This is a genomic window from Trichocoleus sp. DQ-A2, assembly GCF_039961915.1.
Classification (GTDB): domain Bacteria; phylum Cyanobacteriota; class Cyanobacteriia; order Cyanobacteriales; family FACHB-T130; genus FACHB-T130.
Window position 1 is genome coordinate 55,464 of sequence record NZ_JAMPKD010000008.1, and the last position, 24,510, is coordinate 79,973.

22 protein-coding genes are annotated in these 24,510 nt (G+C 45.7%); 11 read left to right on the forward strand and 11 right to left on the reverse strand.

Features of this window, described 5'->3' with window-relative positions:
- Positions 1-127: 127 nt before the first annotated feature.
- A complete protein-coding gene (locus tag NC997_RS09605; RefSeq protein ID WP_190527044.1) occupies positions 128-1,426 on the reverse strand; it encodes a Glu/Leu/Phe/Val dehydrogenase in 1,299 nt (432 codons plus the stop codon).
- Positions 1,427-2,087: 661 nt separating this feature from the next.
- On the opposite strand from NC997_RS09605, the gene NC997_RS09610 reads away from it, so the two are divergent.
- Positions 2,088-2,666, forward strand: coding sequence for a DUF4126 domain-containing protein (locus NC997_RS09610; RefSeq protein ID WP_190410108.1), 579 nt, complete (start codon positions 2,088-2,090; stop codon positions 2,664-2,666).
- An 83-nt stretch (positions 2,667-2,749) separates the two neighbouring features.
- Here the strand turns inward: NC997_RS09610 and hemH are convergent, their stop codons facing one another.
- Positions 2,750-3,913: a ferrochelatase gene (hemH, locus tag NC997_RS09615; RefSeq protein WP_190527278.1), complete on the reverse strand. Its 1,164-nt coding sequence runs from the start codon at positions 3,911-3,913 to the stop codon at positions 2,750-2,752.
- A gap of 111 nt (positions 3,914-4,024) precedes the next feature.
- Between hemH and NC997_RS09620 the strand changes: the two genes are divergently transcribed.
- The gene (locus NC997_RS09620; RefSeq protein ID WP_190527046.1) at positions 4,025-4,651 is read left to right on the forward strand and encodes a methyltransferase domain-containing protein; all 627 of its coding nucleotides are present in this window, start codon (positions 4,025-4,027) and stop codon (positions 4,649-4,651) included.
- Positions 4,652-4,801: 150 nt separating this feature from the next.
- Positions 4,802-5,563: a type I methionyl aminopeptidase gene (map, locus tag NC997_RS09625; protein WP_190527048.1), complete on the forward strand. Its 762-nt coding sequence runs from the start codon at positions 4,802-4,804 to the stop codon at positions 5,561-5,563.
- A gap of 207 nt (positions 5,564-5,770) precedes the next feature.
- Here the strand turns inward: map and NC997_RS09630 are convergent, their stop codons facing one another.
- The 5 genes from NC997_RS09630 to NC997_RS09650 all read right to left on the reverse strand — a co-directional run bounded on the left by NC997_RS09630 (position 5,771) and on the right by NC997_RS09650 (position 9,637).
- Positions 5,771-6,130 carry a hypothetical protein gene (locus tag NC997_RS09630; RefSeq protein ID WP_190527051.1) on the reverse strand — a complete coding sequence of 120 codons (360 nt, stop codon included), beginning with the start codon at positions 6,128-6,130 and terminating at the stop codon, positions 5,771-5,773.
- Between the two features lie 85 nt (positions 6,131-6,215).
- Positions 6,216-6,749, reverse strand: a complete 534-nt coding sequence (locus NC997_RS09635) for a hypothetical protein (protein WP_190527053.1) — start codon at positions 6,747-6,749, stop codon at positions 6,216-6,218.
- 65 nt (positions 6,750-6,814) lie between these two features.
- A complete protein-coding gene (argJ, locus tag NC997_RS09640) occupies positions 6,815-8,149 on the reverse strand; it encodes a bifunctional ornithine acetyltransferase/N-acetylglutamate synthase (RefSeq protein WP_190527056.1) in 1,335 nt (444 codons plus the stop codon).
- Between the two features lie 74 nt (positions 8,150-8,223).
- On the reverse strand, positions 8,224-8,718 hold the full coding sequence (locus tag NC997_RS09645) for a hypothetical protein (protein ID WP_190527058.1): 495 nt from the start codon (positions 8,716-8,718) through the stop codon (positions 8,224-8,226).
- 19 nt (positions 8,719-8,737) lie between these two features.
- Entirely contained in the window at positions 8,738-9,637 is a 900-nt protein-coding gene (locus NC997_RS09650; protein ID WP_190527060.1) for a hypothetical protein, read from the reverse strand.
- Between NC997_RS09650 and NC997_RS09655 the strand changes: the two genes are divergently transcribed.
- The gene (locus NC997_RS09655; RefSeq protein WP_190527062.1) at positions 9,636-9,800 is read left to right on the forward strand and encodes a hypothetical protein; all 165 of its coding nucleotides are present in this window, start codon (positions 9,636-9,638) and stop codon (positions 9,798-9,800) included. The two genes, NC997_RS09650 and NC997_RS09655, sit on opposite strands and share 2 nt — an antisense overlap.
- 115 nt (positions 9,801-9,915) lie before the next feature.
- Here the strand turns inward: NC997_RS09655 and NC997_RS09660 are convergent, their stop codons facing one another.
- Positions 9,916-10,440, reverse strand: coding sequence for a dihydrofolate reductase family protein (locus NC997_RS09660; protein WP_190527064.1), 525 nt, complete (start codon positions 10,438-10,440; stop codon positions 9,916-9,918).
- Between the two features lie 922 nt (positions 10,441-11,362).
- Between NC997_RS09660 and NC997_RS09665 the strand changes: the two genes are divergently transcribed.
- The 6 genes from NC997_RS09665 (at position 11,363) to NC997_RS09690 (ending at position 18,423) form a co-directional block, all read left to right on the forward strand.
- Positions 11,363-12,721, forward strand: coding sequence for a CmpA/NrtA family ABC transporter substrate-binding protein (locus NC997_RS09665; protein ID WP_190527066.1), 1,359 nt, complete (start codon positions 11,363-11,365; stop codon positions 12,719-12,721).
- A 103-nt stretch (positions 12,722-12,824) separates the two neighbouring features.
- Positions 12,825-13,661, forward strand: coding sequence for a nitrate ABC transporter permease (gene ntrB / locus NC997_RS09670; protein WP_190527068.1), 837 nt, complete (start codon positions 12,825-12,827; stop codon positions 13,659-13,661).
- A gap of 100 nt (positions 13,662-13,761) precedes the next feature.
- Positions 13,762-15,765 (forward strand): nitrate ABC transporter ATP-binding protein, encoded by a 2,004-nt coding sequence (locus NC997_RS09675; RefSeq protein WP_190439008.1) that lies wholly within the window; start codon positions 13,762-13,764, stop codon positions 15,763-15,765.
- A 159-nt stretch (positions 15,766-15,924) separates the two neighbouring features.
- Complete coding sequence (locus tag NC997_RS09680) at positions 15,925-16,782, forward strand: nitrate ABC transporter ATP-binding protein (RefSeq protein WP_190439011.1); 858 nt, start codon at positions 15,925-15,927, stop codon at positions 16,780-16,782.
- A 125-nt stretch (positions 16,783-16,907) separates the two neighbouring features.
- Positions 16,908-17,378, forward strand: a complete 471-nt coding sequence (locus NC997_RS09685) for a phosphate-starvation-inducible PsiE family protein (protein ID WP_190527070.1) — start codon at positions 16,908-16,910, stop codon at positions 17,376-17,378.
- Between the two features lie 334 nt (positions 17,379-17,712).
- Positions 17,713-18,423 carry a class I SAM-dependent methyltransferase gene (locus NC997_RS09690; RefSeq protein WP_348257782.1) on the forward strand — a complete coding sequence of 237 codons (711 nt, stop codon included), beginning with the start codon at positions 17,713-17,715 and terminating at the stop codon, positions 18,421-18,423.
- A 226-nt stretch (positions 18,424-18,649) separates the two neighbouring features.
- On the opposite strand, the gene NC997_RS09695 is transcribed toward NC997_RS09690, so the two are convergent.
- The gene (locus NC997_RS09695; protein WP_190527075.1) at positions 18,650-20,905 is read right to left on the reverse strand and encodes a Tex family protein; all 2,256 of its coding nucleotides are present in this window, start codon (positions 20,903-20,905) and stop codon (positions 18,650-18,652) included.
- A 469-nt stretch (positions 20,906-21,374) separates the two neighbouring features.
- Here NC997_RS09695 and add point away from each other — a divergent pair, with 469 nt between their 5' ends.
- Positions 21,375-22,388 carry an adenosine deaminase gene (gene add, locus NC997_RS09700; RefSeq protein ID WP_190527077.1) on the forward strand — a complete coding sequence of 338 codons (1,014 nt, stop codon included), beginning with the start codon at positions 21,375-21,377 and terminating at the stop codon, positions 22,386-22,388.
- 200 nt (positions 22,389-22,588) lie between these two features.
- Here the strand turns inward: add and NC997_RS09705 are convergent, their stop codons facing one another.
- Both NC997_RS09705 and NC997_RS09710 read right to left on the reverse strand, forming a co-directional pair.
- Positions 22,589-23,191, reverse strand: coding sequence for a hypothetical protein (locus NC997_RS09705; protein ID WP_190439025.1), 603 nt, complete (start codon positions 23,189-23,191; stop codon positions 22,589-22,591).
- A 280-nt stretch (positions 23,192-23,471) separates the two neighbouring features.
- Positions 23,472-24,485, reverse strand: a complete 1,014-nt coding sequence (locus NC997_RS09710) for a hypothetical protein (protein ID WP_190527079.1) — start codon at positions 24,483-24,485, stop codon at positions 23,472-23,474.
- Between the last annotated feature and the right edge of the window lie 25 nt (positions 24,486-24,510).

Consider the following 24,510-nt stretch of genomic DNA (forward strand, 5'->3'; position numbering starts at 1 on the left):
TCTATCTACGCCATAAACTGCAATGGGCAGTTTGCCGATGTCTGGGGGTTTCAGATGGATGATATCAACGAAATAGGGCAGAGGTATCCCCTGCCCTAGATAGCGCCGCCTCTCGTTAACTTACGGACTATGCATAAACTCGACCGTTGAGATAATAGTCTCGCGTACCCTTGGCGTTGATAGCTTCTCCCAACCGATTTAAAGCATGGACGTAAGCTGCTGTTCGCATCGAAATCGCTAGTTCCTGAGATATCGACCAAATTTTCTCAGTTTCTTCGACCATTTTTTCCATTAAGCGTCGATTGACTTCTTTGAGCGTCCAATAAAGTCCGCTACGATTTTGTACCCATTCAAAGTAGCTGACTGTAACGCCGCCCGCATTGACTAAAATATCGGGAAAGACGTAAATTCCCCGTTCTTCCAAAATTCTGTCAGCGGCTGAACTAACCGGGCCGTTAGCAACTTCAAAGATATATTTTGCTTTGATATCCTTGACATTCGCCTCATTAATTTGATTTTCTAAGGCGGCGGGAATCAAGACATCCACATCTAAAGCTAAAAGTTCCTCATTGCTGATGACTTCGTGTTCATCCATGTGGCAAACGGTGTCTTGGCAGTAGAGGGCTTTAATACCTTTGCTGGAGACTTTATATTGCCGAATACTGGGAATATCTAAACCTTTTTTGGAATAGACACCACCTTGGGAATCGCTAACCGCAACAACTTTATATCCGGCTTTGTAGAGTAATTCTGCTATCTCTGCACCAGCATTCCCAAATCCTTGAACGGCTACGGTTGTCTCTTGAGGGAGTCGATCGACTTTGCTCATGATGCTTTCAATCACAAACAAAGCACCCATAGCGGTAGCAGTATCTCTGCCTAAACTACCCCCCATTGTTAACGGTTTGCCGGTGACAACGGCTGGAGTAATTTGACGGCGGATGATACTGTATTGATCCATCATCCACCCCATAATCATGGGATTGGTGTACACGTCGGGTGCTGGAATATCTACGTCAGGGCCAATAAAGTCTGCGATCGCATCGACATATCCTCGACTCAGCCTTTCTAACTCCATCTTCGAGAGTTCTTTGGGATTCAGCGTAATTCCCCCTTTCGCTCCGCCAAACGGTAAATTTAACACCGCACACTTGAAGGTCATCCAAAAGGCTAAGGATTGCACTTCATCCATTGAAACATTGGGGTGATAGCGTACCCCTCCTTTAGTCGGCCCTCTGGTATCATCGTAACGGACACGATAGCCCTGAAAAATCCTCAAAGTGCCGTTATCCATCCGGACAGGAATTGAAACGGCTAAACTGGCTTTTGGATATTTTAAGTGTTCGGCTGCATCGTCGGAAATAGAAACAAATTTTAGGGCTTGTTCTAATCTTTGGCTAGCATCAGCAAATAATGAGTCTGACATCCCACGATTCCTCCTGTTGCACGATCAAGCTGGTATGCAAATACAAATTTCACTTTAAGAAAAGCAGAATGGTGCAAATTAAGCTAATTCTTGAGGATTGGAAGTGAAAAAGTTAACTGGTATGCAGCATAACCAATTACCCATTACAAACCCTACAAGTAATGTTTAATTACACCACCTGTTTCAGTAGATTCTCGCAATAGAAAACGATTGCTTTGGCTAGGGTTCTTAATTAAGTAGGCAAAAACCGAACCCTCTCTAAACCTATTTTTCAATAGGGAATTTTGCGAGTTGCTCATCGTCGAGTTTCTCAGCAAAGTGAGGATTTTTTGTTTATTTTTACCGACTTAATAAGTGTGCGCGTCGCACGTATTGCAATTAATTTTCTTTCTTGGAAGACGCTTAACTTTCCCTACCAACATTAAAACACAAAAAAAACTGTATTATATGTAACATTTTAAGAATAAGCGACACAATTCCGGTTTAAGTAGAGCTTAGGACGGCGGGGGAGGGGGGATGACCCATCAGCGCGATCGCTGTTTATGAAATATCTTGGAAATTAGTGGCAAGCTCTCTAAAGCAGTGTGAAACTGTAAACAGAGGAAATAATTCTCGTCTGCCCTGATGTCAAGCAATCAGTTCTTGTGTCGGCTGAATTCTTATGATTGAAATCTTAGCCGCACTCTCTGCATCTGCGGCGGCAGGAATGAGAGTAGCTCTTCCCTTGCTGGTAATTGGTCTATTGCATAGTACCAATCTCTGGTCAAGCGTGCCCCTACTGTCGCGCTTTCCTCCTCCTGTCGTTTTAGGAGTGCTAACCAGCTGGTCGTTATTTGAGCTGTTCGCCTCGAAAAAGCTGTTGGGTCAGCGCGTACTGCAACTGATCCAGCTACTTTTCAGCCCAATTGTCGGAGCGATTATGGGCGTTGCCGTTGCCCAAATTGCTGGCGCTTCCACTGGTCTTCTCTGGATAGTTGCTGTGGTGGGCAGCTTATTAGCGTTCGTCCTCCAGCTAGTTCAGGTCGGCTGGTTCTACCGCTTGCGGCGTTTACCGCTGTGGGTCGTCTTTTTGCAAGATGTTCTGTGCGTTGTCTTGGTGGTCTTCGCCTTCGATGCGCCCAAGCATGGAGGACTCATTGCCTTACTCTTGTTGTGGCTGGCTATTCGCAGCTCTAAGGAATGGTATCGCTGGTATCGAGGACAAAAACGCTCTAGGGGGCACTATCAGCAACCCGATTAAAGGAAAGCAAAAGTAAAAAGGCAAAAGAAAGGATTGTTTGTTTTTAGTTTGGCTTTTTTACTTTTTTGTTTTATTTTTAGTTTTTACATTAGTCCGACAAAGTGTAGAGGGCCGCGACCGCTAATTAACTCGATTACCAACGCAAGAAAGCCAAGCATTGCCAGACGTCCGTTCCAGACTTCTGCTGCTGTGGTCATGCCCCACTCCCAGCGCTCTTGGGGATACATTTTGACTTTCTTCTTGAGCTGTGTGACTTGGGATAGCTTCAAGCTGGGGGCGTCGAGAGCATCAATCACCAAAGTCGCCATTGCTTCAATAAAGCGGGGATGAGTATCTAGCGCTGGCACGCGGCGGAAGTCGTGGATGCCAGATTCTTCTGCCAGTTCGCGGTACTCGACGTCAATTTCTTGTAGGGTTTCGATATGCTCGGAGACGAAGCTAATCGGTACAACTAACAAATGTTCGACTCCCTTGGCTCCCAGTTCTTTTAGGGCGTCTTCAGTGTAGGGTTTAAGCCACTCAACTGGCCCGACTCGACTTTGATAAGCCAGGGTGTGGGGATTAGGTCGATTGAGGGTCTGCATAATTAGAGCAGTACAGTCCTCAATTTCTTTTTGGTAGGGATCTCCGGCTTCTTCAACGTAGCTGACGGGAACGCCGTGAGCGCTAAAAAAGAGATGAACTTGGTCGGGATTGGGAAATTGGTTGAGTTCTTGGGTAATCAACTCAGCCATTGCTTGCAAGTAGCTGGGTTGCTGATACCAGGAGGGAATAACGGTGTATTCAATCCGGCTAAGTGCTGGGTCTTCCTGCCATAGTCTTTCTAAAAGGCGGAAGCTGGAACCGCTGGTGCTGATGGAAAATTGAGGGTAGAGGGGGAGAATTACCAGGTGTTCTATGGCGTCGCGTTTGATGCGAGCGATCGCTTCTTCTGTAAAGGGATACCAGTAACGCATCCCGATGTAAATATTCGCTTCTTGTCCTTGTTGCTGCAATTTTGCCTCAAGCGCTTCTGCTTGGGCTTCTGTAATCCGCCGCAGTGGGGAGCCACCCCCGATTACCTGATAGTTTTCTTGCGATTTCTTGGTTCTTAAGGTGGAAATCAGCCACGCTAAGGGTTTCTGTAGCCCAGAAAAGGGTATGCGAATAATCTCTGGGTCGGAAAACAGATTAAACAGAAAAGGTCCAACATCCTCTAAATCATCCGGCCCACCCAGATTTAGTAGCAAAACTCCTACACGACCCATAGCGGTTACAGTTTCCAAATCTTTCATTTTCGTTACTGATTTTAACAATAATATTCTTTTAAAGGTTCGGGTCTGCAATAAGAGATACAGATTTTAACTAGGAGTGGAGTAGTGGCTACTATTTTAAGGACTTGGAGTTATCAACACCAATGGCTGTATGATGCGATCGCTCGTTTAGCTGCTGTGAGTGTAGGCGGGGAAGCAAGATTTCGTCAACTGGCTTTGCAAGGGTTAACGATCGATTCAGAAACCAAAGTGTTAGACCTCTGTTGTGGCAGCGGTCAGGCAACCCAAGTCTTGGTGAAATATTCCGAAGATGTCACGGGTCTGGATATCTCTCCCGTATCCCTGGAACGGGCGCAGCGGAACGTCCCGCAAGCGAAGTATGTGGAAGCCTTGGCAGAGGATATGCCTTTGCTGAGCGATCGCTTTGACCTCGTGCATACCAGTGCTGCCATGCATGAAATGGAACCCAATCGATTGCGGCAAATTCTCCAAGAAGTCTACCGGGTACTAAAACCGGGAGGTATCTTTGCCCTGGTCGATTTTCATCGTCCCACAAATCCGCTATTTTGGCCTCCAATCTCCCTATTTTTGTGGCTGTTTGAAACAGAAACCGCTTGGCAGCTGTTAAAGACGGATTTGGCTGGGTTGTTGCAGGAGATTGGGTTTAATCTGGTGGAAGAACCGACTCTCCATGCAGGTGGAAGTTTGCAGGTGATTCACGCCCAGAAATAAACCACTCCAGAACGCACCAGAAACAGAGCCAGGGGGAAGCAGCGCCTCTACTCTGCATTCCCAGATACACGAATTAGCTGCAAATGAGACGCCTTCTCTTGCCTCACAAGCAGCTAATCGCCACTAGAAAATCAAGGAAATATATTACAGATGAAAAGCGAAACAATTGAGCTGTTGTCAAACCGGGAGTTAGATAAAATGCGTCAGGCTGGACGCTTGGCAGCTGAACTCCTCAATCATCTAGAACCAATGGTCAAGCCAGGAGTCAGTACCTTAGAAATCAACGATGAAGCCGAACGCTGGACTTTAGCTCGCAAAGCGAAAAGCGCCCCGCTGGGCTACAAGGGATTTCCCAAGTCTCTTTGCACCAGTATCAACGAAGTGGTCTGTCACGGCATCCCCAGCGCTAAACAGGTTCTCAAAGAAGGAGACATCATTAACATTGATGTGACGCCGCTGGTGGATGGCTACCACGGCGATACCTCTAAGACGTTTTTTGTCGGGAAGCCCTCACCCATCGCGAAAAAGTTGGTTGAGGTGACGCTGGAGTGCCTAAACAGAGGAATTGCTGAAGTCAAGCCGGGGGCGCGGATTGGCGATATTGGGGCAGCGATTCAAGAGTACGCTGAAGGAGAAGGTTTTTCTGTGGTGCGGAACTTCGCGGGACACGGTGTTCACCGCATTTTCCATACTGCACCAGAGATCCTCCATTATGGTAGACGCGGAACCGGGAAGCGTCTGAGACCAGGCATGGTTTTTACGATTGAACCGATGATTAATGAGGGAACTTGGGAAGTCGAGGTTCTCGACGATGGGTGGACGGCTGTCACACTCGATCGCAAGCTCTCCGCCCAGTTTGAGCATACGGTGGCTGTTACTGAGGAAGGCGTCGAAATCCTTACCCAAGCTTAAGATTAGCGGTTCCCCGATCAAAGGTTGCTTTGTCGGGATCGAGAAATTGCTGGGAATTTATCGGGAGCGTAGATGCACCAGGTTTTGGTTAAAAAATCTAAAATTGTTTGGCTTCTACCCAATTCTTCGCCGCAGTACCTTTGGGAGGATAAATTCCTGGAAATCCCTGAGGTGAAAGCATCCCCCGGCTTATAGCCGTGGGGAGTTTCAACGGCGTTGTTTTTGTAATTCCGCAACTTGTGCTTCTAGTTTGTTGATACGCTGCTTGAGTTCGATTACCAGAGTGGCTAGGCGGTCAAACATGGGGTCTGCTGAGGCTGGTCGATTGCCTCTAGGGGCGATAGGAGGCGCTGGTTTTGTTGAGCCGGTTCTTCCAGAGGGGGACTGGTTCTGTCCTTGTAACTGCGACTGTAGCTGATTTATTTGCGATCGCAATTGATAAGTTTCGGATTCCAATCTAGAAATCCGCGATTCTAAGTAAGATGACTCTTGCGCCAGTGTTTGTTTGGGCAGCAAGGCGATTCCTAACATGAGGGCAAGGCAAAGCAACTCCATTTTTCTGAACATACATTATCGATCCTCCTAGGGAGGACAATGCGTGTGTTGGTAATTTCATGGGGCACTCAGCGAGCGCTTTCACCAAGCGATCGCCCTAAATTAAATCAGAACAAGCAGGCTGTGTGGGTGTATCGATTGATTCAGGCGCTTGGACTTTCGCCTTTCTAATTTTTGATTTTTTGCTTTGCGTCCAGCTACAGATATCACGGGCTAGCTGTTTCCCATTGACTGCACAGTTAGAAGCTTTTTTGGTAAACTCTTCTACCGATGTAGTCGGGTCGCCCGGTCGGGATTTCACAAGACCATGAGCGCATTCATTCCGGTCGTAGCTCCAGAGCCTCACAGCATCAATCAAATCTTCCCTAGTTTTATACGGAACTTTCTCATCCCGCCTTTTCCATTCCTGAATCAATCTTCCTAAGAAAGTTTCTTTATTTGTAAACTGATGAGTTTCTCCAGCTTCTTTCAGTCTAACAACTAAGTAACTGAGAAGCCGATCTGAAATGATGCTTTCCGCAATCATAATTGATTCCAGGAAAAACTCTTTTTGAATTGCCTCTTCCATGCGCTCGAAGGCAAACTTATAGGATTGAAATTTGATGATATTTTTGGTTGTTTCAGTTTTCATCCTATTAACCTTTGCGAGAGTCCGCAGTAGGGCACCTAGAACAGATCGGTCAAATTATTCAAAAGTCAGGTCGTGTACTCAGCGTTAATCTTCACATAGTCATAACTCAAGTCGCAGCCCCAAGCGACACCAGAACCCGAACCATTCCCGATGCTCAGCGCGATCGCAACGGTCTGATCTTTAAAATCAGTCGGCGATGCAGGACGACTAAACGCAACAGGTTCACCCGACTCTACTTGCATTAAGTCATTGCTGGAATCAGTGCTGAGAACCTCTTTTGCCGACGCCGACGCCGCTTGTTTTAAATAAGCACTCGCCGCCGCCCGATCGAAGGGCAACGGTTGACCATTTTCCATCAATAAGAAGTCTCCTAGCTGAATGCGGAGATGTTCTTGATCGAATAGCACTCCGGAACGACCCGCCGCTGCGGCAATTCGTCCCCAATTGGGATCGCGCCCAAACACGGCTGACTTGACTAAGGATGAACCGACAACCGTTTTGGCAACCTGACGGGCAGCTTTTTCATCAGATGCGCCGGTAACTTGCACTTCAATTAAGCAGGTAGCCCCTTCGCCATCACGGGCGATCGCTTTCGCTAAATATTGGCAAACTTCTGTCAGCATCGCCTCTAATTTCTCGGCGTCTGCTCCCATCTCGGTAATCGCTGGGGTGCGAGATTCCCCATTTGCTAAGGCGATCAGCGTATCGTTGGTACTGGTATCGCCATCTACGGTAATTTGGTTGAAACTTTGGTCAGCGGCTCGACTCACCATTTTTTGCCAGAGAGAAGGAGCAACCGCCGCATCGCAAGTGACAAAAGCTAGCATCGTTGCCATGTTGGGATGAATCATCCCAGATCCCTTTGCTATACCGCCGATTCGCACCGGGCGATCGCCAAAAGTGGTCTCTAGGGCAATCGATTTCGTCACTAAGTCGGTGGTGACGATTGCTTGGGCTGCTGCATCGCCGCCGGTTTCAGAAGCGGCGGCGACCAATTTAGGAATCCCATCCCGCAGGGCATCCATCTTAATTCGTTGCCCAATGACGCCCGTAGATGCCAACAAGATAGAGTCAGAGGAGATATTCAGTATTTGGGCTAACATCTGAGCGCTTTCAATCGCATCGATCCAACCTTGGGAACCCGTGGCGGCGTTGGCTTGCCCAGCGTTGCAGAGAATTGCGTGGGCGCTGTGTTTGGTAGAGAGGTGCTGACGGCAATAATCGACACAAGCGGCGCGTACTTGACTGGTGGTGAAGACGCCTGCTGCGATCGCTTCTACCTCTGAATAAATTAGCGCTAAATCCGGTAAGCCTGAAGGCTTTAGTCCGGCGGCGATTCCAGCCGCCCGATACCCTCTAGGAGCCGTTACTCCACCACTAATGATTTGCCAGTTTGTCATCACTCCCCCTGAAAGATAAATGATGCAAATTTTAGCAATTCTCAGGGCTGCGGTGAGTGTTACTGAGTCATAAATTAAATTGGATGCGATCGCACAAGTGGATGCGAAGATAGTTTGTTCCCCGTCTCCTTGGCGATAGTTAAAAGCGATCGCGTTCCAAGCAGTGCTGTCTGGTTTAGAAAGTTTGCGACTGGCGATGGTTTGCGTGGGGACATAAATCGCCTCGAAACAACTCCCAGCGACAACGTAACTCGCCCTTGGCTGGGGTTCAAGCCGTTGAGAACTTTATCTTGCGCGATCGCGATTTGAAAACAGTCAGCGACGGTATTCTGCCCGTTGGAACAATTCGCAGTCGTTTTTTGAGCCACCCAATAGCAAGCTTCTTGGAGGTAAGCGACGAGATGCCAAGTTCCCTGGAAATGACTCATTTTGAGCGCTTGCGACATACTCTTCTCTAGAGATTGCCTTTTCTTGTACCAGTAAAGCACCCAATATTTTTCTGAAGTTTCTGGTTGTGGCAGCTGACTCATGCAACCAAGCATACTTCGCCGCAGTTTGGCATCTGTCACCCAACCACTGAACCTGTCTCTAGCTTTTTATTTCGGGCCAGAAGCCAGTGTAATCGTCATCATTTCCCGTAAGTAATACTCCATCGCCATAAGGTGCAACCCACTGGCACTCAGCTTTTGGCAGACCAGTAACAATACAAACTTCTGTCCAAAGACAGCTAAGCCCAGCAATAATGTCTTTCAGTGTAGGAAGCAAATCTGTCCGAAAGCTAGAATTGACACCAGGTTCTCCAAGACTAGCAATCACTTCCCATGGATCATCACCTACTTTGTGATGGGATACGGTGACATGAGTCGGATGATGTTCTATGATATCGCGAATGCCTTTTTGTGTTCCGCCACTCTCATCAATAGAGTCCCGGAGTTTGTCAAGCCAACCTGAGTGGTTTGCAAAAGCTCCTTGTAAACAGTCAAGGTCACAAATTGGAGATAGTCGCTGCAACTTGGCTTTGTCGGCAACAAACAATCGAAGTTTTTTATACTCCCTTGGAGCTGAGCCTGGATTCTTAAAGAGAGCGTAACGGCTTGCCCTAGCGAAATGGTCTGCAATCCTCCTGGTATAAACGAAAGCCTGGTCAACGAACAATGGAATTAACAAACTCGCTTCCTGGCTGGCATTCCACTTCTCTTGATCCTGCTCGTCGAACCCCAGAGCTGACCCGATCCGAACACACTTGTGAAGCTCCCGAAGTATGAGAACAAGACGCCTTATTGCTTCAACGAAAGCCCTGATTTCTGACCATTGACCAGGAGACAAATCGTCTGACACACCATTTGCCTTGCGAATAATTGGAGCCTGATGCACCAATCTAAGAACTGGCAACCATAGAACCTTAACTCCCTGGCTATTCCTAGCCCAACCATGGCTGGGGAACTTGGTAGCTTGATCCGGATCGGCAAAGTCAAATGCAATTCTCATGAAAAAAGGATTGCTTGCAGCGGGTTTTACACAAACCCTTCGCCAAGCGGCTGTTGGTCTAACTATTAATTATGCCGCAGTTGCGGCATTAATATTTTCTAATAAATTCATAAGTGCAAAAACCAGCAAAAGATTTTTTGATGTCAAGCCTTACTCGTTATGACTTGCAATCAGAGTCTCCTACTCCCGATGAACTTCTTTGGTTTCATCCCTGCGTCAGGGTTAGGAATTTGCGATCGCTTAACCATAATCTCTTCTAATCTGTTAGCCTCAATACTTCAAGTCTTTACCCGATAATGAAGCAATAAGACACCACTTTCATAGATTTTGCTGTCGGTGAGTTCTACAGCTGTTTGCTTGATGACTCCCGAAAAAAGTGGAATGCCCGATCCGAACAGTACCGGACTCAACTTCAGGATGATCTCGTCAATCAAGTTTTCGCCAAGAAGCATTGTCGCTAAATCCGCGCCACCGCAGAGGTAGATGTCTTTGCCGGTTTCAGTTTTCAATTTTCTGACCAATTCAGCAATATTGTCTGAAACGAGTTCAACATTCTCATCGGGGCTTTCCTTCATCGTCCGCGAGAAAACGTACTGCTTCATTGCTGGATAAGGATTAGTCACGCCGAGCTTTAGCCCAAACTCGTATGTCCTGCGTCCCATTAAAACGACATCAAACTGCTTGAGCGATTCGAGATAATCGGTTATGTGTTCGCCTTCCGGAGGAAAACCATCAATTGTGTGGTCTTCGTGGGCAATAAACCCATCAATGGTGCAAGCTACGTAATATTTTAGTTTTCGCATACAGCAATTCTGGTTTGGATGCAGTCCAGTTTTACCCCACCCCGGCTCTTCCCTGCAAGCAAAGAGAGAGTTGGGGGTGAGGTTTCGAGCGGCAAGACTCTCCAAAACTCTTGAAACCTTTGAAAAGCCGTTCGTTAGGCTTGTGTGGGAGCGAAACCCAACCAAAACCTGGCTGCTCGCTTCACATCGTAATCTACCAAAATCACCAGTCTGTCTGCTGCATTAGGCGGAAATAGAAGATGACTTTAGCTCTCCCGATAGGCTAGAGGGATCAATGCATTCAGCATCAGCGATCGCCTCAAGTTGAAGAAATTTGATAAACCTGATTAAATCGGTTAAATAAGCAAAACTTAATTAGGCTGTTTATTCGGTCGAGCGATGACATCCAAGGAAATTTCTATGATTACCATTGGATTTTTCATTAACAAGTCTGCCTGATGTATGCAATTTGAGCGATCGCGCTGCCTTGAATTAGGTTTTAGGTCAAATTCAGGAGTTTAGATAATCACCCGTTAATCAGCCTATTGGTTTAGCTGATTATGGCGTCTAATCTAAAGAAAAAATTTATAAATACCATTGAAGATTCCACTGATAAGTAACGCTTTTTAGCTAGGCGCTCACTAATCAAGGTGATATATTTACCTTTAACGCAGAGGAAAAGCAGCGTTACCTGACGCAAAGAAGCTAGCGCGACCAACCTCAGCAAATTTTTCAAAAGCTAATTGTCGTAAATCTATCACTAGGTTCGCGACTTGGTTGTAGCAAACAACCGTCAATTTTAGTGCATTAAACCTTTGACCCTTCTAGGAAATCGGTTTGTTATGCCTCTAATTGGCATGGCTTTTGCGTTCAAAAAGCGTTCTTTTAATTAAGATAGCTCTTCCGTTCAAAAGACTAAACCAGATTGTAGGAAGGAGACTTTATGAGCGAATTTTCTAAACTTTCACGCCGCAAATTTATCCTAACTGCTGGAGCATCCGCAATGGGGTCTTTATTGCTCAAAGGCTGTTTAGGAAATCCCCCGGAATTCAGCAACAGAACGCAAGCACAGACAACGCCTGCCGCTAACATTAGCCCAGAACAAGCACCGGAAACTAATAAAGTAAAACTAGGATATATCCCAATTGTAGAAGCAGCTCCTTTTATTATTGCTCAAGAAAAAGGCTTCTTTGCCAAGTATGGCATGACTGGAGTTGAGCTTTCCAAGCAAGCTTCCTGGGGTTCAATGCGGGATAACACCGAAATAGGTTCAGCGGGTGGCGGCGTTGATGGTGGTCAATATCAGATGCCAATGCCGCATCTCATTACTGAAGGCTTAATCACCAAAGGTAATCAGAAAATTCCCATGTACGTGCTGGCTCAGTTGATTACTCATGGAAATGGAATTGCGATTGCTAGCAAGCATCAAGGAAAGGGCCTTGGGCTAAAAATGGACAAGGCCACGGCATTTTTTGATGGACTCAAATCTGCAAAAACTCCTTTCAGCGCCGCCTATACTTTTGCACAAGTTAATCAGGATTTCTGGATTCGCTACTGGTTAGCAGGAAACGGCATCGATCCAGATACGGAAGTTAAATTAATTCCCGTACCATCTGCTCAAACTGTTGCCAATATGAAAACGGGAACGATGGATGCTTTCAGTACAGGCGACCCCTGGCCTTATCGAATTGTTAAAGATAAGATTGGCTTCATTTCAGCATTGACAGCGGAAATTTGGAAGTGCCACCCAGAAGAATACTTTGCTATGAAAGCAGAGTGGGTTGACAAGAATCCCAAAGCTACCAAAGCACTTTTGAAAGGTCTGATGGAAGCGCAGCAGTGGTTAGATAATTTTGACAACCGGAAAGAAGCCGCTGAAATCCTTGGCGAACGAAATTATTTTAATCTTCCATCCGAAATTTTAGCCGAACCATTTCAGGGGAAATATGACATGGGCGATGGTCGTGTCATTGATGATAAATCAATGGCATCTCTTTACTGGAAAGATGAAAAAGGAAGTGTTTCTTATCCTTATAAGAGCCACGATCTTTGGTTTATCACAGAAAGCGTCCGCTGGGGATTTTTGCCTGAATCTGCATTGGCAAATGCTAAAGCCCTTATTGATAAAGTCAATCGGGAAGACATTTGGCGAGAAGCTGCCAAAGAAGCTGGAATTGCTGCTGCGGACATTCCTACAAGTACGTCTCGTGGCGTTGAAGAATTTTTTGATGGTGTCAAGTTTGACCCAGAGAATCCCACAGCTTACCTGCAACAACTGAAAATCAAAAAGGTGAAAGCTTAGTCGGTTGTCAGCAGTTAGTTGATAACAAACAACGGACAACAGACAGCAACCAATAGACCAACTACCCCTTAGTCAATTAGTAAAGTTTAGGAGAACACTGTCCATGACAACGCTACAAAGACGCCCTGCAACTGCTTCCCAGAACGCTTGGTTATCCCGCTTGAACAAACAATTTCCCGACCTGATACCGCCATTTATTGCGATCGCTATCTTCCTCCTCTTGTGGCAGCTGTTTTCTTGGACTCCGGGGGCAACCCTTCCAGGGCCAATCCAGGTTGTCAAAGATACTTGGATACTAATTTTCTGGCCTTTTTATGACCGAGGTGGTACGGACAAAGGTTTGTTTTGGCAGATTCTCGCTAGCTTACAACGAGTTGCTATTAGTTACTCCTTAGCAGCGGTTATTGGTATTGCCTTGGGCATCTTGATTGGTACGAATAAAATGATGTCCAAAGCTTTAGATCCCCTCTTCCAGTTATTGCGAACTGTACCGCCTCTAGCTTGGGTACCAATTTCTTTGGCAGCATTGCGCCAAAACGAACCAGCCGCTCTTTTCGTAATTTTTATCACCGCTATTTGGCCTATCTTGATTAATACAGCGGTAGGAGTGAAGCAAATCCCTCAAGATTACAACAACGTTGCCAAAGTTTTGCAGCTTTCACGGAAAGAATACTTCTTCAATATTCTCATTCCTGCTGCTTTACCCTACATTTTCACAGGCTTGAGAATTGCAATCGGTTTGGCTTGGTTGGCAATTATCGCAGCAGAAATTGTGATGTCCGGGATTGTTGGGATTGGCTTCTTTATCTGGGAAGCTTATCAGAATAACGCAGTTAGCGAAGTTATCTTGGCTTTAATCTACATCGGTGTTGTTGGTCTGCTGCTAGATAAAGCGATGGGTTGGATCGAAACGCGGATTTTACCCGAAGGACAGAAGTAGGGACTGGGTAATGGGTAAAAAGCGCCTACTTACTACCTATTACCTACTACCAATCACCCGTTAGTCATCACCAATTACCAATTACCAATCACCAACTACCATGAGCGTTTTTGTTGCTGTTGACCAAATTGATAAAGTTTTTTCGCTAACCGGAGGTGGCACCTATGTCGCCCTCAAAGGAATAGACCTCCAGATAAAAAAGGGAGAATTTGTCTCTCTAATTGGTCACTCCGGTTGTGGTAAATCCACTTTGTTAAACATGGTGGCAGGCTTAGATTTGCCAACTGAAGGTGTAGTGACGCTGGAAGGGCAACGCATTACTAAACCTGGCCCTGACCGGATGGTAGTATTCCAAAATTATTCGCTATTGCCTTGGCGCACAGTACGGGAAAATATTGCGTTAGCTGTAAACTCGGTGATGAAAGATTTGCCAGCCGGGGAACGCAAAGCAATCGTTGAGCAGCATATCGATATGGTAGGGTTGCGTCATGCTGCCGATAAGCCACCCGCTCAATTATCCGGTGGAATGAAACAAAGGGTAGCGATCGCCCGCGCCCTCGCGATTCGTCCCAAGTTACTCCTATTAGATGAACCGTTTGGTGCATTAGATGCACTGACGCGGGGGAACTTGCAAGAACAGCTGATGAAAATTTGCGAAGAAAACCAAGTCACCGCCGTCATGGTGACTCACGATGTCGATGAGGCGGTACTGTTATCTGACCGAATTGTAATGCTCACCAATGGGCCAGAATCCAAGATTGGTCAAATTCTAGAAGTTGATATTCCCCGACCCCGCAAGCGGATGGAAGTAGTAGAACATCCCAGCTACTACAGCTTGCGAAGTGAGATGATTTACTTCCTCAATCAGCAGAAACGGATTAAGAAAATTCGGGCGAGGAAGACGACAGCGATCGCTCGTCATGGTCTAGAAAAAGTTAATCTCGATATTGGCTTCTTACCGCTAACCGCTTGTGCGCCTCTAGCTGTCGCTAAAGAAAAAGGTTTCTTTACCAAGCATGGACTTGATGAAGTCAACCTGATGCGTGAAACCAGCTGGCGGGGAATCACCGACGGCATGACTGGCGGATATTTAGATGCCGCCCAGATGCCCTCCGGAATGCCTCTCTGGTTAACTCTGGGAGGTCATGAAAACCGCTCCGTTCCGGTCGTCACCTCCCTGACCATGACCCGCAACGGCAACGCCATCACCCTTGCCAAGCACTTCTACGAGGAAGGCGTGTACACCTTATCTGATTTTAAAGATTACCTGCGTCGCACTCCCGATCGTCAGCACCGGATGGGAATGGTGCATCCCAGTTCCATGCACAACCTGTTGCTGCGTTACTGGCTGGCAGCTGGTGGCATTGACCCCGACCGCGACGTATCCCTAAAAACCATTCCTCCCGCCCAAATGGTAGTGGATTTGCAAGCCGGAACGATTGACGGTTACTGCGTCGGGGAACCTTGGAACCTCCGCGCCGCCGAGGAAGAAATTGGCTTTACTATTGCGACAGACTTAGAAATTTGGCTGGGACACCCAGGCAAAGTTCTAGGAGTGCGGGAAGACTGGGCAGCAGCTTATCCGAACACCCACATTGCCTTAGTTAAAGCTCTCTTAGAGGCTTGCAAATACTGTGCAGATATGGCTAATGCCCAAGAAATTCGGGAGATTTTGGCGCGACGGGAGTATGTAAGCACCGATTTGGCTTACATCCAGATGGGAGAACCAAACTACTCTGCCTGTAGCTTAGAGCATCCCATGCGCGAGTATGCCCATCACCAGTTTTACGGTGAAGGTGGAGTCAACCGTCCCAGTCGCACTGAGCAACTTTGGATTATGACACAGCTAGCTCGTTGGGGCGATACTCCTTTCCCCAGAAATTGGGTAGAAATCCTGGAACGAGTCTGTCGAGTTGGTGCGTTCAGTACAGCAGCGCGAGAACTGGGTCTTGACATTAGTTACACTCGCGGCGCAATTCAACTTTTTGACGGCACTCCCTTTAACGCCGATGACCCAATTTCCTACCTCAACAGTCTGGCAATTAAGCAGGACTTTTCAGTTGCGGAAGTTGTCATCGATTCCAGGACAAAGACGGCAGCTTAATTAATAGAAACCCCAGCGAAGGTCATTCGCGGCTATACAAACTCTTGTCCGCCTGCGTGGATTGAATTTGAAACCCACTTTTGTAGAGTTTCGCCTGTGTAGCCGCGATTAGAAATCCCCTAGTTTTGCTCCCACAGTTTATTTACTCCTTCTACAGCCATGCAAGCTTTTAACTTTCAAACCTCAAATTCTTTAACTCAAAACTCAACACTCAACACTCAAAAATCCCCTAGTTCACCGTTTTTGGTGATTGAGAACGTATCCAAAGTTTATCCAACACCAAAAGGTCCTTACACGGTGCTGGAAGACGTTAACCTTACCGTACAGCAAGGCGAGTTTATCTGCCTCATCGGTCACTCTGGCTGTGGTAAATCGACACTGCTCAACATGGTGTCGGGTTTCAATACGCCCAGCAGCGGCGAGGTGCGGGTTGGCTCTAAGCGCATCACCCAACCGGGACCAGACCGCATGGTAGTATTCCAGAATTACGCTTTGTTGCCTTGGCGGACTGCGTTTGAAAACATTTACCTGGCTGTTAACGCAGTTTATCCTAATAAACCGGAAGCTGAAAAAAGGGCAATAGTGCGAGATCATCTAGCAATGGTAGGACTCACAGAAGCTGCTGACAAAAAGCCACCTCAACTATCAGGCGGGATGAAACAGCGGGTGAGTATTGCTCGTGCTTTGGCGATTCGCCCCCAAGTATTGATTTTGGATGAGCCTTTTGGGGCGTTGGATGCAATTACTAAGGAAGAATTACAGGAAGAACTGCTAAAAATTTGGAACGACAACCGGGCGACGGTGTTGATGATCACTCACGATATTGATGAGGCTCTATTTCTAGCAGATCGATTGGTGATGATGACGAATGGGCCTCACGCTAAAATTGGTGAGGTAATGGAAATACCTTTTCCGCGTCCGCGCGATCGCGCCCGCATTATGGAAGATCCGCAATACTACAAACTCCGGAATCACGCTCTAGATTTTCTCTACAATCGCTTCGCCCACGACGAATAAAGCAACAGGCAAAAGGAAAAATAACGCTCCTTTTTTTCCTTTTGCCTTTTAGCGCGTTAATCATAAAAAATACTAACGCTTTTCAAACAATCTCAATGGTGTATCTATAAAAAGAGACTAGCAAAATGCGGATAGGCAAAAAGTTAACAAAACAAATCAGAGCAGCTTTCAGAGATGAAAACTTTTTGCACCAGCTAGAAAATATAGAGGGTATAGTTTCCAAAATTCTTTCAATTGCTATGATATTAGTTATCTTGTTAGCAATTTGGAATCTAGGCTTGTCTTTGGTACAAACGCTGATTGGTCAACCAGATGAGCCTTTTACTAAAACATTATTCAAAATATTTGGATTGTTTTTGAATGTTTTGATTGCTCTTGAAATATTAGAAAATATCACTGCATATCTAAAAAAACACGTTATTCAAGTTGAATTAGTTATTGTTACTTCTATAATCGCTGTTGCCAGAAAAATTATTATTCTAGACTTGGAAAAAACATCAGGGGTTGACATAATTGGGTTGGGAATTGCCCTATTATCTCTTTCAATTAGTTATTGGATTATTCGTCACATGAATGCCAAACAGCATAACGAATAAGGCAGGTTGAGGACTGACACTCGCACTGGCAGATCGAAGCGCACTTAATGATGAAATTTCAACTTAAATGGGCGTCCAGCGGTGCTTTGAGAATCTCCGAGTGGGATTAGCCCATTAGTCGATGCCGCGATCGCATCACCAGCTACTTCCTAATACATCCGATTCTTCATATAGCCGTTTCTTCGGGAATTCCGAAGATTTTAAGGAATCGGATGATATGCTCTTGACTGTCTGAGTGCTAAGTTGAGCTTTGGGGCACAAAGCAGAGACATACTTAGGTAAACCAAGGATGGAAATTTTGAAAAAATTACGTGTAGCAGTGATTATTTTGGTAATGATAGGCGGTTTCTTGCTTAATCCTGCTGACACGGGACTAACAAATACAATAGCTTCTGATAACGCGATTTATCAGGAACGAAGCAACCACAGCTCAGAAGGCATTGGCAAGTTTTACATGGGTCGAGAAATTGCTAAAGTAATGGGACATGAGGGAGCATTTTGGCTGGAACGACCGAGTCGAGAAGCTGAAGAGCGACCTTCTAAAGTGGTGAATGCCCTTGACTTGAAACCTACTGATATTGTGGTAGATATCGGAGCTGGGACGGGATACATGAGCTTTCGCATTGCTCCCCTCGTGTCACAAGGGAAGGTGCTGGCGGTGGATGTTCAGCCGGAGATGCTCGACATGATTAATTTTATGAAAAAAGAGGGAAATATTACGAATGTTGAGCCAATTTTAGCCACAATTAAAGACCCAAATCTGCCGACAGCAAGTGTCGATTTGGCGTTAATGGTGGATGCTTATCACGAATTTGAGTATCCCAGAGAAGTGATGGAAGCACTTGTGAAGGCGCTTAAACCAGGTGGACGTGTAGTTTTAGTTGAGTATCGCGGTGAAAATCCGTTTATTCTGATCAAAGCGCTGCACAAAATGACTCAAAAGCAAGTGCGTAAAGAAATGGCAGCAGTGGGTTTGCAATGGTTGGAAACAAAAAGCTTTTTACCTCAGCAGCATTTGATGGTATTTCAAAAGATGGAGGGATAAGATAATTTTGGGCTGCTGCTATATTTGAGCGCCCCAACCCCCCTTTTTAAGGGAAGCTAAGACCAACATTTTTCATTTCTAAACAAAAAAAACTTGATAAAAATCAGAGTCTGTAAATAAAAAAGTATTTTTTTATTTAGAGCTTACCCAATATTGCCAAAGTATTAAGAATCTTAGCCCCCCTTTTTAAGGGGGGTTGGGGGGATCGAGCTAGGAAGTTGCAAGCTTACGATTTTCTACCAAACTTTGTTTTTAAGTCGTTCAGTGTGGGTGATTTTTGTTGCATGCGATCGCTTGTTTTTTTCACACTACTTCCGCCACTCGCTTCACCTGCTGATTTCATTGACAAACTAATGCGTTTCAACTGCTCGTTGACTTCTAGAACTCGCACTTTCACAACTTGTCCGACTTTGACAATTTGTTTTGGATCGTCTACAAATCGGTCAGAGAGTTGCGAAATATGCACCAAACCATCTTGGTGAACGCCAATATCGACAAACGCGCCAAAGTTAGCAACATTCGTCACAATCCCTTCCAGCTCCATACCAATTTGGAGATCCTTGATTTCTTTGACTCCTTCTTTAAAAGTGGCATATTTAAACTCGGCGCGGGGATCTCTTCCCGGCTTTTCTAGTTCGCTGATAATATCGCGCAGCGTCGGTTCGCCGACGGTATCGGTGACGTATTTCTTCAAGTTGGTTGACTTGAGCTTTTCTGCAACTTGCGTAATTTGCTCCAACGGTACATTTAAATCTTTAGCGATCGCTTGTACAACCCCATAACTCTCAGGATGTACGGCTGTATTATCTAAAGGATTTTCGCCAGCGCGAATCCGCAAGAAACCAGCCGCCTGTTCAAAGGCTTTTGGCCCTAATTTTGGCACTTTCATCAATTCCCGGCGGTTTTTGAATGCACCCTGCTTGTTGCGATAGGTGATGATATTTTTGGCAACCGTTGGTGTCATCCCGGAAACAAAGGTCAAAAGTTCTTTTGAGGCAGTGTTCAAATCCACACCGACATAGTTCACGCAACTTTCTACCGTGTCATCTAGCTTCGTTTTCAGTAATTTTTGATCGACATCGTGTTGGTACTGTCCGACGCCAATCGATTTGGGGTCAATCTTGACGAGTTCGGCTAAGGGATCTTGCAAGCGACGACCGATGCTGATGGCACCGCGAACGGTAATATCCAGATCGGGGAATTCTGCGATCGCGACATCACTCGCAGAATAAATCGATGCTCCCGACTCATTCACCATGACTTTAATCGGTTTGAGATCCATCGTCTTGAGAATTTCTGCAACGAACTCATCCGTCTCCCGTCCGGCAGTGCCATTACCGATGGCTATCAGTTGAATATTGTACTTTTCAATCAATTTCTTGAGAGTGCTAGCAGCCTTCAATCGCTGCTCGGCTGCTTGATGGGGAAAGACAGCCTGGTATTCTAAAAATTGCCCCGTCTCATCAAGAACGGCAACTTTGCAGCCAGTCCGAAATCCCGGATCGATTGCCAGCGTTGGCTTCAATCCCGCTGGACTCGACAGCAGCAACTCCCGCAAATTACTTTCAAATGTCTTAATCGACTCGACATCTGCATAAGCTTTTCTATCAGCACGCACTTCGCTAATCAGGGAAGCTTTCATCAAACGGTTGAAGGCATCTTTGAGCATTCCCCGATAAAAGTCTCTCACCGCAGGGACTTTCGTTTGGATTTCCTGCGACTCCAAATACGACAGGACAACTTCTTCATCGAAGGAAAGTTCTAAGTTCAATACTTCCTCCGTCTCGCCTCGCAGCAGTGCCAGCAAGTTGTGCGGCGCAATATTTTTTACCGAAGCCTGGAAATTTCGGTACATCTCAAATTTGGTGGAACCTTCGGGATGATCGTTTTTGATGCGCGAGACGAATACCCCTTCGTTCATCAAATAGTCGCGTAGATGCGATCGCACCTCAGCTTTTTCAGACACCGCCTCCGCCAGAATGTCAGAAGCACCTTTAAGCGCTTCCTCCACCGTCTTCACTCCCTTTTCTTCAGAAATATACTTTGTTGCCTCAGCCTCCAAGGATGCAGGCTGAGCAGTGCGATTGTTCAGCGACTTGATGAACTCTGCCAGGGGTTCCAGTCCTTTTTCCCTAGCGATGGTGGCGCGTGTCCGTCGCTTCGTTTTGTAGGGTAGGTAAAGATCCTCTAGTTCGGTTTTTTGCACAGAGGATTCGATTTTAGCTTTCAGCTCATCGGTCAGTTTACCTTGGGATGCGATCGCTTCCAGAATCGCCGCCTTGCGCTCTTCTAGCTCCGTCAGGTAGGTAAATCGCTCCGACAGGTTGCGAAGCTGGATTTCGTCCATTGTGCCAGTACGCTCTTTCCGATAACGAGCAATAAAGGGAATCGTTGACCCCTCGGCGAAAAGTTCCAGCGCACTTTGCACCTGAGAAGGTTTGAGGGAAAGCTCTTGTGCTAGTAGTTGAGGAATGTTCAGCATCGGATGTGTTCAGCAGTTACGAATCAGACACTTCTGTGATGATCATCCTAAAACACCCATCCACGAATTATTTTTATCGCTTCCACATTGACAGAAAACTAATTGTGTGTAAAGGCACCCTTACTGCCAAGGAATATCAATGAGATATAGCCGTTCTCAGTTGGATGCAGTACATTTTTGACCTCTCTCCAAACCTCTGTCCTAGGAGGAGAGAGGCTTTAATTTAAGTCTTACTCCCCTTTCCCACTAGGGAAGGGCTGGGGGTTAGGTTTGTATTGGACTCAACTAGCTTGCCCGCTATATTCTCACCTGGGAGCTATCTGTCCATACTGTCACCCAATCGGGTGAACCACTTGGAGGAAGATAATAACCTTTAGGCAAAGTAACTCTAATAAATAGAGTTGGCGATTTTTGAGCGATAAAATTGCGTCATCTGACGCCGATAAAAATTACTTTTCATTTTAAGAATATGTTGCTAAATGATACTCTGCACCAATTACCCAAAGTTGAACTTCATCTTCATCTGGAGGGAGCAATTCCCCTCACAGCCCTTTGGCAACTTATAGAAAAGTATAATGCCGTTTCTTCCGTTGGTTCATTCTCCCAGATGGAGCAAAAATTTCAATACAAAGATTTCCAACATTTTATTGACACCTGGGTTTGGAAGAACAACTTTTTACGAGAATACGAAGATTTTACATTGATTGCCAGTAAAGTTGCTGAGGATTTAGCTTCTCAAAATATTATTTATGTGGAAGCTTTTTATTCTCCAGGCGATTTTATTAGGCATGGACTGGAACCCCAGAAACTCACAGAAGCAATTCGCAAAGGTTTGGATGTTCATGCCGATAAAATTACAGTGAATTTAGTAGCCGATCTGATTCGAGATTTCGGACCGGAACAGGGAATGACTTGGGTAAAGCAGATTCACGAGGTAAAAAATCTTGGAGTCTTGGGAATTGGCATCGGTGGCTCGGAACAAACATTTCCTCCCGAACCCTACGAAGCGGTTTACGAGCAAGCGAGAAACTTGGGATTTAAAACTTCTGCCCACGCGGGTGAAGCAGCAGGTTCTGAGAGTATCTGGGGAGCCATTCGCAGCTTAAAAGTGGATCGTATTGGGCATGGTGTACGTGCGATAGACGATCCAGAATTAGTATCCTTTTTGAAGTCAGAGCAAATCCCCATAGAGATGTGTCCTATCTCTAATCTGAGAACAGGAGTCGTTGCTGACATCTCACTCCACCCGATTAAAAAATTATACGAGGAAGGACTGCTGATAACGGTTAATACTGACGATCCAAAAATGTTTAATTCGACTTTAGGTTACGAGTATAGAATGTTGGTTGAAAAATTAGGATTTTCTTTGGATGATATTGTAAATTTGATTAAAAATGCTATCAAATCTTCTTGGTGTGATGACACAGAAAAAATGGAGCTACTTGGAAAAATTGAAACGGCACTGCCCTTAATCAATTCCTAATCTCTTAAAATTTCTACAATTAATAAAAGTCAAGCCTCAATCTACCCTTTTTATTAGAAAAAAAGAAGAGATCGCTTCCATTTTCCGGAAAGCGATCGCTTCTAATTAAAATTTGTTCTGACGACAAAAATTTGTCCAGTTGCAAAAGCAACACTTCAAGTATTTATTCCTAAACTTCCCCTTCCTCGAAGTTTGGTTTATCAAACATTCCCTTCAGTTTCTACTGGCACTAAAATGTATTTTACCTGCTTATCAGGCCCCTTGACAATCTGAGGTTCAGATGGAGTGGCATCCTCAGATGCACCTTTCAATGCTTCTCCCGCACCTCTGACATTCTCGTTAACATTATCCGCTGCATCCTTGAGTACATCCACTGTACCTTTCACAGTTTCGTTAACATTCTCTGCTGTACCCTTAACTGTGCTAAGGGTATCTTTTACGGTGTAATTAACATCCTGGGTGACGCCCTTAACTTTGTCCCCTACATCGATTACTGTGTCGTTAACGCTGACAGCTACGTTCTTTACACCATCACCTACGCTTCTTACAGTTTGGTTAACACCGTCAGCGGCATTTTTGACTGCATTTCCTGCATTTCTTACAGTCTGGTTTACCCGATCAACAGCACCCTTATTCGCCATAGCACCAGCTATCGCACCCACCGTAGCACCAATGAATGCTCCAATCGCTATTTTAGTCAAGGCATTATTCATGCCTGTGTCTGCCGGAGGAGCATCATATTCGTGTGGGATTTGTTCAACAAATATTTCATCTTCACCCAAAACCTTGTCATTATCAATCATAAAAATCGTCTCCTTTCTACTTAAATAGATACTGATGATAGCCGCTTGCTTAAATGGGAAAAAAGCGATATTCTCTTAACCTAAGCAAATGCGGAAATATCCTTTGCTAACGCTTAGTTCAAACCCAACTAATTACAATTTTATTCTAATTTGCAAGGGTTGTTTTTCAGGGACAATTGATAAAGGTTAGGAGTCATGAATTATGAGTTATCAATTTCCAACTCTTAACTCCTAACTCCTAACCCTTCTATCAATCATTCGCAGTCATCAAGACTTGCTTCTAAATGTCAGCAGTATCTTCATAACGTTGGAAACCAGAACCTTCCCCTTCTTGGAGATAGGTTGCATTAGGATCTAGTGAGGTTTCAGTCTCTGAAAACCTATTTCGATTAACCACATCTTCCTCATCTGGGCCGGAAATATATGCTGTCTGCATATCCATGTCCCTTTCCATGCCGATGTTCGCAGTTGTCGTGACCTGCGGCGTACTGATCACCGGATGCTCTTTAGCTACCTTGACGTTCTGCTCGTAAGATGGCTTGATATCCTCAGCGGCATCCTGAACTGCGTCCAATCCACTGATTGCAGATTGCTTGGCATCCTCAGTTTTATCCTGTAGCTGGTCTGCGGCACCTGCTACAACTTGCTTAGCATTTGAAGCTGTACCCTTTACTGCGTCCAATGTACCTACTACAGCCTGGCTAACACCTTCAGCGGTATCTTGTAATGTGCCTACTACAGCGTAGTTAACGCCTTCAGCTACACTCTTAACCGCTTCGCCAACACCTTTGGCTGTCTGACCAACACCGCCAGCTACAGTCTTTGCTGCTTCGCCAACACCTTTTGCAGTCTGGTTAACACCGCCAGCAATAGTCTTTGTCGCATCGCCAACACCTTTGGCAGCGTGTTTCACACCCTCAGATGTTCTCCTACCAGCTACCAGACCGGCTAGTGTCCCTAAGGTAGCACCGATGAGTCCTCCCATCAGCGCTCTAGATAAGGCTGGATTCATGCTGCTAGATTGTTGTCCAGCATTCATACTGCCGGATTGTTGCCGAGCATTGATGTCGGTAGATTGTTGCCGAGCATTGATGTCGGTGGGTTGTTGCCGAGCATTGATGTCAGTGGATTGTTGCCGAGCAACAGATTGAGATGTAATCGTAGGGCTGTTTTCTGCTCTTGCTATTCCACTAGGTTGAGTTGTGCTTTCTGTACGAATATAAGGTTGAGCTGTCTCGCTAGAGCCAGCATTTTCGTCACGTCTCTCGAAATTTGGCGTATTATTAGTCATCATTGTCTCTTTTGCCCCCAAGCATCTA